This is a genomic window from Streptomyces sp. NPDC001732, from assembly GCF_053596315.1.
In genome coordinates, this window is record NZ_JBSFFY010000104.1 from 1 (window position 1) to 13223 (window position 13223).

The following is a 13223-nucleotide window of genomic DNA, read 5'->3' on the forward strand; positions in this document are numbered from 1 at the left end:
CCTGGCTGGGCGCGGTGACCGAACTCGCCGACGGCGAAGGCCACTTGTTCACCGGACGGCTCTCGCTCACCGACCAGCCGTGGCTGAAGGACCACGCCGTCTTCGGGACCGTCCTGGTCCCCGGCACGGGCCTTCTCGACATGGCCCTCACCGCCGCGCACCACGTCGGTGCCGCCGGAGTCGGCGAACTGACGCTGTCCCGGCCGCTGGTGCTCGCCGCGGACGAGGAGCTTCGTCTCCAGGTACGGGTCGGCTCCGCCTCCGGTGGGAACAGCCGGCCGGTGGAGATCTACAGCCGACCGGGTGGTTCGTCCGACTCGGCTCCCTGGACCAAGCACGCCACGGGTTCGCTGACCGACACGTCGCCCGGCGCGGTGCAGGAGACGGCGGCGGCCGAGCTGCGCGAGTGGCCGGTGGCCGGTGCGGAGCGGGTGAGCCTCGACGGCTTCTACGAGGGGCTGTTCGAGCAGGGCCTGCAGTACGGAACGACGTTCCAGGGCCTCACCGAGCTGTGGCGCAAGGGCAGCACGGCGTACGGTCTCGTCCGGCTCCCGGACGAGGCGCGTTCCGACACCGACGGTTTCGCGATCCACCCGGCGCTTCTCGACGCGGCCCTTCACGCCTTCGCGGCAACGGGCCTCGGGGCCGACGGGGAGGACACCGACGGGGTCCTGCTGCCGTTCATGTGGTCCGGGGTGGAACTGTCGGCCATCGGCGGCAGGGAACTCCGGGTCCGCATCGAGCTCACCGGCGATTCGACCGCGACGATCCTGGCCTCCGACGCCGCGGGAGAGCCCGTGGCGAGCGCGGTGGGCCTTGAGCTCAAGCGCGCCGGCGCCGCACAGCTCGGGAGCACCGACACCCCCGACACCGAGCACCTCTACCGTGTCGAGTTCCAGCCGCAGACCCTCCCCGAGGAGACCCGGCCGTCCTCGGAGGAGTCCGACGGCCTGCTGGTGATCGGACCGGGCGGGATCGTCGCGAAGACGCTGGGTACCGACGCCGTCGCACCCGTCGGCGCCCTTCCCGAGTTCGACGAGGGCCGTCCTCGTACGGTGGTCGTCGACCTGACCGCGCCGGACGCGGCCGGTGACGGCGGGGACGCCGTCGACCTGCGCGCCCGAACCGTGGTCACCAGGGCACTGGAGTGGCTGCAGACCTTCCTGGACGATCCGCGTTCCGAGGGCATCGACGTCGTCTGGGTGACCCGGGAGGCGGTCGCGGCCGGACCGGTCGACACGATCGGGTCCCTGGCCCACGCGCCGCTGTGGGGGTTGGTCCGGGTGGCTCGGGCCGAACACCCCGAGCGCGGACTTCGACTGGTCGACATCGGTGCCGACCTGCCGGACGGGGAGCTGCTGCGCCGGGTCCTCACCACGGACACCGAACCCGAACTGGTGGTCCGAGGGGAAGGCGTGCTGGCCCCCCGCCTGGTGCGGGTGCAGAAGACCGGCTCGCCGGACGCGCTCGTCCCGGAGACGGGGGAGCAGCCCTGGCACCTGGACATCCAGGAGAAGGGCAGGCTGGACACGTTCTTCTTCCGGCCCGTCGACCGGAGCGAACCGCTGGCCGACGGCGAGGTCCGGGTGGGCGTCCGGGCCGCCGGGATGAACTTCCGGGACGTGCTCAACGCACTCGACATGGTCCACGCCCCGAAGCTGGGCCTGGAATGCGCGGGTGTCGTCCTGGAGACCGGGCCCGGGGTCGGCCACCTGCGCGTGGGCGACCGGGTGATGGGCCTGGCGGTGGGCACCTTCGGTTCCGAGGTCCGCGTGGACGCCCGCTGGATGGTCCGCATCCCGGACTCGCTCACCTTCGTCGAGGCGGCGACCGTCCCGCTGGCCTACCTCACCGCGCACTACGCCTTCACGGACCTCGGGACGCTGAACCCGGGCGACAAGGTGCTCGTCCACGCGGCGGCCGGAGGTGTGGGGCAGGCCGCCATGCAGCTCGCCCGCCACGCCGGCTGCGAGGTCTACGGCACGGCGAGCACCGGCAAGTGGGAGACGCTCCGGCAGCTCGGCCTGACCGACGACCGCATCGCGTCCTCGCGGAACACCGAGTTCGAGGACAAGTGGCTGGCGGCCACGGACGGCGCGGGCGTCGACGTGGTGCTCAACGCCCTCACCGGGGAGTTCGTCGACGCATCCCTGCGGCTGCTGCCCAGGGGCGGTCAGTTCCTGGAAATGGGCAAGACGGACGTGCGGGACGCCGACGAGGTCGCCGCGGCGCACCCCGGAGTCCGTTACCGCGCGTTCGACCTGGTCGACAGCGGCGCCGATCGCATTCAGGAAATGCTGTGCGAACTCGTCGCCCTCCTGGAACAGGGGGCCGTCACACCGCTCCAGTACTCGGCGTTCGACGTGCGGGAGGCCCCCAGCGCCTTCCGGATCATGGCCCAGGGCCGTACGACGGGCAAGCTGGTTCTCACGGTGCCGCAGGCCCTGGACGACGCGGGCACGGTCCTGCTGACCGGGGGCACCGGCGAACTCGGCCGGCTGGTCGCCCGGCGCCTGGTCGCGGAGCACGGTGCCCGGCACCTGGTCCTGACCTCCCGCCGCGGTCCCGACGCGCCGAGCACCGAGGAGATCGTGGCGGAGCTGACCGAGGCGGGTGCCGAAAGCGTCCGGGTGCTCGCCTGCGACGTTTCGAAGCGGGCGGAGGTCGCGCGCGTCCTGGCCGAGATCGGTACGGAGCACCCGCTGACCGGGGTCTTCCACCTGGCTGCCGTGCTCGACGACGGTGTCGTGCGCAACCAGAGCGCGGAACGGTTCACGCGGGTGCTCGCCCCCAAGGTCTCGGGCGCGCTGCATCTGCACGAGCTCACGGCCGGGCTGGAACTCTCCGCGTTCGTGCTCTTCTCCTCGGCGGCCGGCACGCTCGGAGCGCCGGGACAGAGCAACTACGCGGCGGCCAACGTGTTCCTCGACACGCTCGCGGCGCACCGGCGCAAGCTCGGGCTCTCCGCGGTGAGCCTGGCCTGGGGGCTCTGGGAGCAGGCGGGCGTCGGCATGACCGCCCGCCTGGGCGAGGCGGAACTCGCCCGGCTGCGCAGGCGGGGTTCGCAGGCCCTGTCCGCGGAGGAGGGAATGCGGCTGCTGGACGTCGCGCTGGGACGCCCGGAGACCCGGCTGGTACCGATCAAGCTCGACGTGGCCGGTCTGCAGCACGGCTCCGGCGACGAAGTCGCCCCGCTCTTCGGGGCGTTGGTGCGGCCGCGGCTGCGGCGGGCCCAGGAGGCCGTCGTACGGACCGAATCGTTGCGCGAACGGCTGGTCGGGCTGTCCGCGGAGGACCAGGTCGCCGCACTGTTGCGCACGGTCCGGCAGGAGGTGTCCGGTGTGCTCGGCCTGCAGGGCGCGGACGCGGTCCCCGCGGACAAGTCGCTGCGGGACTTCGGCTGGGACTCGCTGATGGCGGTGGAACTGCGCAACCGGCTCTCCGCGTACGCCGAGGTGGCCCTGCCGAGCACGCTGGCGTTCGACTATCCGACCTCGCGGGCCATCGCCGAGTTCCTGTACGTACGCCTGGACCTCGGTACGACGTCCGGGGAAGCCGGACCGCCGCAGGATCCGGCGAAGGCGGCCGAGTGGGCGCTCGGGCGGGTGACCCCCGAGCAGCTGCTGCAGAGCGGGCTGCTGGCGCAACTGCTGGAGCTCGCACAGCCGCAGGCCGACTCCTCCGGCGGGGCGCGCACGGCCGCGGAAGCGCTGCAGGTCGCGAGCGAACTGTCGGACGACGACATGGACCGGGCACTCGATGCCGTGCTCGGAAAAGCGATGTGAGGAAAGCCTGGGATGAAAACGAACACTTCTGAATCGCGCTCGTCGCAGCCCTCGGAAACCCCGGACCGGCCGGAGGACGTCTCCGGCCCGGTCGGGGACTCCGGGGAGCGCGCACCGTCGCCGCACCGGTGGATCGCCCTGGCCGTGGTCACCCTGGCCTCGTTCCTCGACAACCTGGACGCGAACGCCGTCACCGTCGTCCTCCCCACCATCCAACGGGACCTGGGGGCCGGTTTCACCGCGGCCCAGTGGACGCTGGCCGGCTACGCACTGGCCTACGCCCTGTTCCTGATCACGGGCGGTCGGCTGGGAGACATCTACGGACGCAAACGGCTGTTCATGTTCGGAGTGGCCGGCTTCACCCTGGCGTCCGTCGTGTGCGGCACCGCGGTGCTGCCCGAAGTGCTGGTGGCGGGACGGTTCGCGCAGGGGTTCATGGCGGCCCTGATGGTTCCGCAAGCGGTCTCCGTCATCGTCACGATGTTCCACCGGGACGAGTGGGCGCGGGCGTTCGCCGTGCTGGGGGCCGCCCTGAGTCTGGGCAGTGTCGGGGGACCGCTCCTCGGCGGGATGCTGACCGAACTCGACATCCTGGGCCTCGGCTGGCGTGCGATCTTCCTGCTCAACGTGCCGCTCGGGGTGATCGCCCTGGTGCTGTCCGCCCGCAGCATGCCCGAGTCCCGTTCGGACGAGGCGCTGCGACTCGACATCGTCGGTGTGGTGCTGCTGACGACCGCCTCCCTGGGAATCCTCTATCCCCTGATCCAGGGACGCGAACAGGGCTGGCCCGGCTGGATGTTCGTGTTCATGGGCATTGCGGTCGTGGTGCTCGGCCTGTTCGTCGCGCAGCAGCGCCGCCGGCACCGGCGCGACGGCTCCGCGCTGATCCCGCCGACGCTCTTCAAACACCGCTCCACCGTGGTGGGCCTGACGGTGACGTTGCTGGTCTTCAGCGGTGTCGCGTCGTTCTTCCTCGTCCTCACGTATCACCTGCAGACCGGTCTCGGCTGGTCGATCGTGAAGACCGCCCTGGTGACCGCGGCATGGCCGGTCGGCATCACCGCCACTTTCCAGATCGCCTGGAAGTTCGGCACCGGCCGGGGCAGGCTGTGCGTACGCGTCGGGTCCCTCCTGATGGCCTGCGGTGCGCTGTGGACCCTGCTCGCGGTCTGGTCGGCCGGGAGCGGAGAGCTGTCCTGGCTGCAACTGACCGGTGCCGAGCTGGTCATGGGCTGCGGCATGGGGCTGACCACGCCCGTGCTGACCGCCGTGGTCCTCGGCGACGTGCCCCCTCAGGACGCGGGCGCCGGCTCGGGGGTGCTCAACGCCGCCATCCAGTTCAGCACGGCCGCGGGTGTGGCGATCCTCGGCGCCCTCTACTTCGGGGCAGTGGAAGGCGGGGCCGGTGCGAGTGCAGGCCCCGGACACTTCAGCTCCGTGACGTCTTCGGTGCTCTGGTTCAACGTGGGCGTTTTCGTACTGACCACCGTGCTCAGTTCCTTCCTTCCGGGCAGCAACACCGCGGAGAAGGGCGACGCCGCGGAGGAGAGCGACGCCGTGGCCGAATCCGACGAGCACAGCGGAACGGCATCCGACGAGCACAGCGGAACGGCCGAGCGTCTCGTACCGGACCCGGTATAGGAAGAATCAAATTCTCTCTGACCGAAAGTAAATCTGGCCCGACCTGATTACCTGTGTCAGGCTGGCCGAGCTGTCAATTGCGTCCAGGAGGTTCGCATGACCGACAAGCCGCTCATCGATGTCGAGGAGAACGACCCCCGGCAGAAATTCCGTGAGGCGCTCGAAAGGAAGAGCAATGCGACGAAGGCCAAGCAGGCCCACGAGGAGGGACGGCTGAAGGTCAAGAACATGAGCGGACCTGCCGGGAAGAAGCGGTACTTCCGCCGTAAGACCGGGTGAAGCCGGGCGAATGAAAGACCGCCGCCGTCCCGCAGGGGTGGCGGCGGTCTTTTTTGGCTGCCATCGCGGACCCGGGCCCCGCTCAAATTCCCCTAGAATTTTGCTCGAATTCCGCTCGAATTCTGCTCGGGCTCGGTTCGAGAAATGAAAGAAATCCGGTTCCGGGCGGTTCGGCGGCCGTTCGAAGAACCGTGGACGATGTATCGAGTTTCGCTCCAGCGCGGCGCGAGCCGCCGCCGTCAGGGTCATGCGTACGGGCGCGATACCTGGCGCGCATCCTGCGACGACGGAGCTGACACCCGCTGCCATGACCATCACTGCCGAGACCCTCGCAACCACGGACGCCGGTCGCAGCCGGTGGGAGGACGACGCGTGCACGCGCGCGACCCGGCTGGAGACGCTGCTCGGCGACCCCTACGACCCCACCAACCCGCACGGGCTGCGCGCACTGTTCGCCGCCGACGCCCGGCACACCCCGCCCGCCGACACGGAGGAGCTGCTCGCCGGTACGGGACTGGGCGCCGAGTTCGTACCCGTCGAATACGGCGGCAGGCTCACCCGGGCCGACCTGCTCGCACGCGTCCTGCGCCCCGTTTTCCGCCGCGACGTCGCCCTCGGTTTCGGCTTCGGCATCACCTCGCTGTTCGCCGTCGGCGCCGTCTGGGCGGCCGGCACCCCGGAACAGCGGCGCCGCGTCGCCGACCTGCTGCTCGGCGGCGGCCGGGCCACGATCCTCCACCACGAACTGGCCCACTCCAACGCGATCCTGCGGCACGAGTTCACCGCCCGCGCCACCTCCGGCGGATACCGGCTGGACGGCCGCAAGGACGTGATCATCAACGCCGCCAGGGCCGACGCCCAGGTCGTCTACGCCCGCACCGACCCGGCCCGCGGACCGCACAGCCACTCGGTGCTGCTCCTGGACCGCGGCCGGCACGAGGGCATCTCCGTACGGCACCTGCCGCGCGTGCCCACCTCCGGCATGCGCGGGGCACTCTTCTCCGGGCTGGAGTTCGCCGGGCACACCGTCCCCGACGACACCCGCGTCGGCGGTGCGGGAGACGGCGTCCCCCTCGCCCTGCGCGCCTTCCAGGTCAACCGCAGCCTCATCTGCGGCGTCGTCACCGCAGCCGCGGACACCGTCCTGCACTCCGCCGTACGGGCCGCGACCACCGGACGCAGTACGGTCGCACGCCGTTGGCACAAGCCGCTGACCGGAGTCTTCGCCGACCTGCTGGCCTGCGACAGCATGGCCACTGTCGTCCTGCGTGCACTGAGCCTGCTGCCCGACCGGGCCCATGTCTTCGCCGCCGCCGTCAAATACGTGGTGCCCGATCTGCTGCGCGAGAACCTGGAGGAACTCGCCACCGTCATCGGCGCCCGCGGCTACGAGCACGACAACCCGGAGTACGGCGCACTCGACAAGCTCGTACGGGACCTGCCGGTCGCCGGACTCGGCCACGCCGGAACCGCCTCCTGCCAGGCCGTCATCGTCCCGCAGCTGCGCGGCCTCGCCGAACGCTCCTGGTTCGCGGAGGAGGAACCACCACCCGAACTGTTCCGCCAGGGAGCCGAGTTACCTGCCCTGGACTACCGGGCGCTGGGCATCGCGGGCGGCGGCGACTTCATGGCCGCCTCCCTCGTCGGCTCCGCCGACCGCCTCGCCGCGTCCCGCGGAATCGGCGGCCAGATCGCCGCACTCGCCGAACTGGCCGAAGGCTTCGTCAACGAACTGCGAGCGCTGCGCGAGGAATGCCGCAGGCTCCCCGCGTACGGCACCACGGCGCTCGCCGACCCCGCCGTCTGCGTGCTCAGCGACCGCTACAGCATGGTCGTCGCCGCCGCCGCGGTGCTCGGCGTGTGGGAGGGCCAGGACGGCCGGGACCCGTTCCTCGCCGACCCGGCCTGGGCCGTGCTCGCCCTGTCCCGTCTCGGCGAACGCCTCGGCATGCCCGTGCCCGACCTGCCCGACGGCTGCCTGGCGCAGGTCCTGGACGAACTGGTCCACCGGTACCGGACGGGCCGCAGCTGCGACCTGGACGCCATCGCCCTGGCCCAGTGAACAGGCAGGCACCGACGAGCAGGGAAGGAACGACCGTTGACGCGGACAGAGCCGATGACGACGACAGGGAGACCGGGCGCGGGCGCCGTGACGGACATCGAAGGGCCGCTGCCCCCGGCACCGGCCGGAACACGACGCGCCCCCGAACCGACGGCCCCCGGCAGTACGGAACACCCCACCGGGCCGATGTCCTTCGGTACGGAACACACCACCGGGCCGGGGACGTCCGACGCGGAGCGCATCACCGAGCCGATCCACGTCAGTGGCCCCGACGGACCGTGGGACCTGGTGCGCGAGGGAATGGACCTGCGCGGCAACGCCGTGGTGCACACCACCTGGGGGGAGTGGTTCACCGGGGCCCTCGCCGACCCCTCGCTGCGCCCGTTGCTCGGCCGGGACTGGCAGCGCTACCGGCGTACCACCGACCCCACGATCCGCTACCGCTTCGTCGCCTCCCGGCTGGCCACCAAATTCACGGCCGCCGCCGCACTGGGCACCGGACCCGCCGAACTCGACCTCGCGTACAAGATCGGCGGACGGCCCTATCTGCGGGGCCTCGACCAGATCGACGTGAGCCTCACCCACACCGACGACCTGATCGCCGTCGGCATCAGCCGCAGCGGCCGGATCGGGGTCGACGCCGAACCCGCCGACCGCCACATGTCGTTCGAACTCCTCCAGAGCCACGTCTGCACCCCCGCCGAGCGCGCGGCCCTCGCCGAACTGCCCGAGTCGGAACAGACGGCGGAGCTGCTGCGGCTGTGGACCCTGAAGGAGGCGTACACCAAGGCACTCGGCCAGGGACTGCGGCTCGGCTTCACCGAGTTCGGCTTCGGCGTCGGCGAGGGCGGGCTGCTCGCCCCCGACGGCACGCCGGCCGCGCGCGGCGAATGGGCGTTCACGACCCGTCGTGCGCTGGGCCGCTATCTGATCAGTGTGGCCTGCCACGACTCCGGCCTGGACACCTCGCGCGACACGGCGGCCCGCACCATGCTCGACGAAGGGTTCATGGGGGCCGTCGCGGGACTCCTCGACCCCGACTGACGCCGCGAAGGGCTGTTCCCGGACCCCTTGACGCCGCGAGGGCCTGTGCCCCGGCCCTTTGACGCCTGACGCTGTGGAGGCGTGTTCCCGGAGCTCTCGATTCCGGCCGACAGGACGGGCCTGCCGAGGGCTTCCCGGTCCGCGTCGGCTCCACAGGGCCGTTCGCGGATCCGTCCAGAGCGACTGGAGAAAACCCGCCCCGCTCCCACACCCGGCTAGCGTGCCGGAGAACGGTTGCTGATACGGAGAACGAGGAGGCTGGCCGTGGGAGAACGGGACCTCTCGGCGCTCGCGGCCCGTCGCGCCACCCTGCGCGTACTGCCCGGCGGTGCACCGCCCGCCGCGCCGCAGGCGGCCGGAGCGACCACAACGGTACGGGTGTACGTGCTGGGCATCGACGCCCTGGCCCGCGGCGGCATCAGGGCACTGCTCGACGGCCGGCCCGCCATCCAGGTCGTGGGCGCCGGGGCGCCGGGGCCGACCGGTCCCGACGACATCGCCGCCACCCGGCCGGACGTCGTCCTCGCGCACGGCGCCTCGGACCCCGGGACGCTTCCGACGGACTGCCGGCTGCTCACCATCGGCGGGCCCGAACCGGAAACGGGCCCCGGACCGGCGCACAGCAGGCTGCCCGGGACCGTGACCGCCGCCCAGCTCGCCTCCGCCGTCGTGCTGACCGCCGCCGGGTACACCGTCGCGGCACAGTCCGACGTACCGGCGCCCCCGGCCGCCCCCGAGACGGGCCCCGCCGCCCCGGTCATCTCCGACGTCGGCCCCGAACAGCTCACCGACCGCGAACGGCAGGTGCTGGGCCTGCTCGCCCACGGCCTGACCAACACGGAGATCGCCGGTTCGCTGACGCTCTCCGAGCACACGGTCAAGACACATGTGCAGAACCTGCTCGGCAAGTTGCGCCTGCGCAACCGGGTCCAGGCGGTGGTCTACGCGTTCGAGGCCGGACTGCGCCGACCACTCAGCCCGACCCACTGACCGCCCGACTCACTGACTGCCCGACCCACTGACCGCTCGACCTATGGACTGCCCGCCCCACTGACCGCTCGACCTATGGACTGCCCGTTCCACGGACTGCCCGCCCCCCTGATTGGTCGACCCGCACCACCGCACACCGAAACCGCACCACCGAAGACTTGAGTCCGCTTCACCGAACACCGTGCGGACGGCCGGAGAACCCGGCCCACCGCCGTGTCAGCGCCGTATCAGGTCCGTATGGGCGGGCCTCGCATACTCGTTCCGTGCTCGTAGAGAGGGGAGGGAGGGGGTGCGCGCCCCGAACACATCATGACCGCCAGCCATTTCTCACGGATGTCGCAGGTCTCTCCGGACGGACCGATGACCGTTGTCGTCGACCCCGGAGAACCCCCCTATGACGCTCCGCCGTTCCTGGAACTCCGCGGCCCCCTGGACACCCGGCGCCTGGAAGCCGCGCTGGACCGGATCGCCGCCCGCCGACCGGACGGCCCGGCCTGGCAGCACCGGCTCCGGCCCCACGGCCCCGGCCTGCACACACTGAGACTCACCATGGACGCCCCCGGCGAATTCCCGGCCGGACTGCTGGCCGACCTGCTCACGGACCCGCCCCTGACAGGTCGCCGCGTGCGCACGGTCGCGGCGAGCCCGCTCCAGCTCGAACTGCTCGCAGACGCCGACGCCCACCCGGGCACCGGGCGCCATGTCGAGCAGCTCGCCTGGGACTGGCACGGCCCGCTCGACCCGGAACGCTTCACCGCCGCCTGGCAGTCCCTCTTCGACCGGGAGAGCGTGCTGCGCTCCGCCTTCGACGACGGCCCCGAACCACGGATCGTGGTGCACGACCGGGTCCGGGTCGAAGTGGTACGGCTGCCGCACAGCACCGAGGACTGGGCGTCGGTGGTCGAGTACGACCGGCGACGCGGCCTCGACCCGCGCCGCCCCGGACCACTGCGCGTGACCGTGCTGGGCGGCGGCCCCGTCGTATCGGTCACCGCCCCGCCCACCCGGGTGCTGCTCACCTACCACCACGCGCTGCTCGACGACTGGAGCGCACACCTGCTGCTGCGGGAGTTCTACCGCGCCTACCTGGCCGACGGCGTCCTGCCCGGCGGTGAACGCCGCCCCGACATGGGCGACTACACGCAGTGGCTCGCCCGCCAGGACACCGGCCCCGCCCGGGAGTTCTGGACGGGCGCCGCTCCCTCGCCCGACGCCGCGCACTCCCCGCTCCCCGACACCGTGCACTCCCGGCTCCCCGACACCGGTGCTCTCGCCCCTGCTCCCGCTCGTCATGGGACCGGGACCGGCACTGGCACAGGGCGCACCCGGCTGCGCCTGACCGCCGCCCAGACGGCGCGGCTCGGCGCCTGGGCGGCCGGCTGGGGCAGCACCGAGAGCGGCGCGCTCCAGGCGGTGTGGGCGCTGCTGCTGTACCGGGCCACCGGGTCCGCCGACCCGAGGCCGGTCCGCTTCAGCGTGACCGTGTCCGGGCGCGGAATCCCGTTCGACGCGGTGGAACGCCTGCCGGGCTCCCTGCGCAACCCGCTGCCGTTGTCCGTCGTCGTCGATCCGCGATCGAGCATGCCCGAACTGCTCGCCCTGCTGCGCGACCGGGCGCTGGACATGGCGGCGTACGAGTGGGTTTCGGCAGGCCGTATCCGTGGCTGGACCGAGGCCCCGGACCGGCCGCCCGGTCCGGCCGGCAGCCTCGTCGCCTTCGACGGCCGCCCCCGGAGTACGGACGGCCTCCTCCCTGAACTCGCCGCCCGGGGAATCCGGGTGGACCCCCCGGAGCCGCTCGGCGCCCGCACGGCCTTCCCCCTCACACTCGCCGCCCACCACGACGACGCGGGCGGGCTCGTCGTGACCGTCACCTACGACCGTGCCCAACTTGCCGGTATCGGCGGCGTCCTGGCGCAGGCCGGTTATCTGCTGGATGAACTCCCACGGACAGCAGGCGAGTTCACCACCGTCGCCGAAGTGCTGGAGCTCCTTTCCGAGGCGGAAACGGACATGGACGTGGGTACGGGTGCGGACGCGGGCGTGGGAACGGTCTCTGCCGACAACGACACTTGGGCCGGTGCGGAGAATGGTGCGTACGGCGGAGCCGAAACCGAAACCGGTGGGACATCCGCGATCATCACCCTGCGACCGCCCCGGAAGCCCGGCGCCGGCACCGTCTGCCTCGTCCCGGCACACAGCACCCCGCGCTTCCGTCACGACCTGCTCGCCCGCTCCTACCGGGGCCCCGAGGCCCTCGTACTGCTGGGCTCCCCGCCGGACGACGCACAGGCCGGGTACGACGCGCTGCGTCCGCTGATCGACGCGGGCGGCCCCCTCGTGCTCGGCGGCTTCACCGGCTGCGGAGTCACCGCGTACGGGATCACCCGGCTCATCGCGGTGAACGGTGGCCGGCCGCCGCTGATCGTGCTCACCGGCACCGCGACCTCCGCCGCCGACCTCGCCCGACTGCTCGAATCCGCCGCCGAACGCGCCGGATGACGAGCGCGCCAAATGACGAACCAGCAGGACGGCCACCGGACGGCCATCGGGTCGTCCGGTCACGCCGACGACCGACCGTTCAACGGACCTCACACCTCTGGAGAGCCATGTCCCGCCGACTGTTCACCTCGGAGTCCGTCACCGAGGGCCACCCCGACAAGATCGCCGACCAGATCAGCGACACCATTCTCGACGCACTGCTCCGCGAGGACCCGACCTCCCGGGTCGCCGTCGAGACCCTGATCACCACCGGCCAGGTGCACGTCGCGGGTGAGGTCACCACCAAGGCCTACGCCGACATTCCGAGCCTCGTGCGCAACAAGGTCCTCGAAATCGGCTACGACTCCTCCAGCAAGGGCTTCGACGGCGCCTCCTGCGGTGTCTCGGTGTCCATCGGCGCGCAGTCCCCGGACATCGCGCAGGGCGTCGACACCGCCTACGAGCAGCGCGTCGAGGGCTCCGCCGAAGGTGAGGAGGGGGACGAGCTCGACAAGCAGGGCGCCGGCGACCAGGGCCTGATGTTCGGCTACGCCACGAACGAGACCCCGTCCCTGATGCCGCTCCCGATCCACCTCGCGCACCGGCTCTCGCGCCGGCTCTCCGAGGTCCGCAAGAACGGGACCATCCCGTACCTGCGCCCCGACGGCAAGACCCAGGTCACCATCGAGTACGTGGGCAGCCGCCCCGCCCGGCTCGACACCGTCGTCGTCTCCTCGCAGCACGCCAGCGACATCGACCTCGAGAACCTGCTGACCCCGGACGTCCGACACCATGTCGTCGAGCACGTGCTGTCCGAACTCTCCGACAGCGGAATCAAGTTGGAGTCCGAGGGCTACCGCCTGCTGGTGAACCCGACCGGTCGTTTCGAGATCGGTGGCCCGATGGGCGACGCCGGCCTGACCGGCCGCAAGATCATCATC

The 13223-nt window shown here is 71.6% G+C and carries 8 protein-coding genes; all 8 read left to right on the forward strand.

The window, feature by feature from the left end; translation table 11 throughout:
• Positions 1 to 3785, forward strand: a 3785-nt coding sequence (locus tag ACWCXX_RS38490; protein ID WP_451135597.1) for an SDR family NAD(P)-dependent oxidoreductase, incomplete at its 5' end; no start/stop codon positions are given.
• A gap of 12 nt (positions 3786 to 3797) precedes the next feature.
• Positions 3798 to 5426 (forward strand): MFS transporter, encoded by a 1629-nt coding sequence (locus ACWCXX_RS38495; RefSeq protein WP_451135599.1) that lies wholly within the window; start codon positions 3798 to 3800, stop codon positions 5424 to 5426.
• A 96-nt stretch (positions 5427 to 5522) separates the two neighbouring features.
• The gene (locus ACWCXX_RS38500; RefSeq protein WP_451135601.1) at positions 5523 to 5705 is read left to right on the forward strand and encodes a DUF5302 domain-containing protein; all 183 of its coding nucleotides are present in this window, start codon (positions 5523 to 5525) and stop codon (positions 5703 to 5705) included.
• 307 nt (positions 5706 to 6012) lie between these two features.
• Complete coding sequence (locus tag ACWCXX_RS38505) at positions 6013 to 7767, forward strand: acyl-CoA dehydrogenase family protein (RefSeq protein WP_451135603.1); 1755 nt, start codon at positions 6013 to 6015, stop codon at positions 7765 to 7767.
• A 36-nt stretch (positions 7768 to 7803) separates the two neighbouring features.
• Entirely contained in the window at positions 7804 to 8811 is a 1008-nt protein-coding gene (locus tag ACWCXX_RS38510) for a 4'-phosphopantetheinyl transferase family protein (RefSeq protein ID WP_451135605.1), read from the forward strand.
• A gap of 264 nt (positions 8812 to 9075) precedes the next feature.
• Entirely contained in the window at positions 9076 to 9801 is a 726-nt protein-coding gene (locus ACWCXX_RS38515) for a response regulator transcription factor (protein ID WP_451135607.1), read from the forward strand.
• A 360-nt stretch (positions 9802 to 10161) separates the two neighbouring features.
• Positions 10162 to 12303, forward strand: a complete 2142-nt coding sequence (locus ACWCXX_RS38520; protein WP_451135608.1) for a condensation domain-containing protein — start codon at positions 10162 to 10164, stop codon at positions 12301 to 12303.
• Between the two features lie 107 nt (positions 12304 to 12410).
• Positions 12411 to 13223, forward strand: an 813-nt coding sequence (gene metK, locus ACWCXX_RS38525; RefSeq protein ID WP_451135610.1) for a methionine adenosyltransferase, incomplete at its 3' end; no start/stop codon positions are given.

Bases quoted from the DNA above. Each gene is read 5' to 3' on its own strand.
- ACWCXX_RS38500 (WP_451135601.1), top strand. From the start codon at position 5,523: ATGACCGACAAGCCGCTCATCGATGTCGAGGAGAACGACCCCCGGCAG.
- ACWCXX_RS38520 (WP_451135608.1), top strand. From the start codon at position 10,162: ATGACCGTTGTCGTCGACCCCGGAGAACCCCCCTATGACGCTCCGCCG.
- ACWCXX_RS38495 (WP_451135599.1), top strand. From the start codon at position 3,798: ATGAAAACGAACACTTCTGAATCGCGCTCGTCGCAGCCCTCGGAAACC.
- ACWCXX_RS38505 (WP_451135603.1), top strand. From the start codon at position 6,013: ATGACCATCACTGCCGAGACCCTCGCAACCACGGACGCCGGTCGCAGC.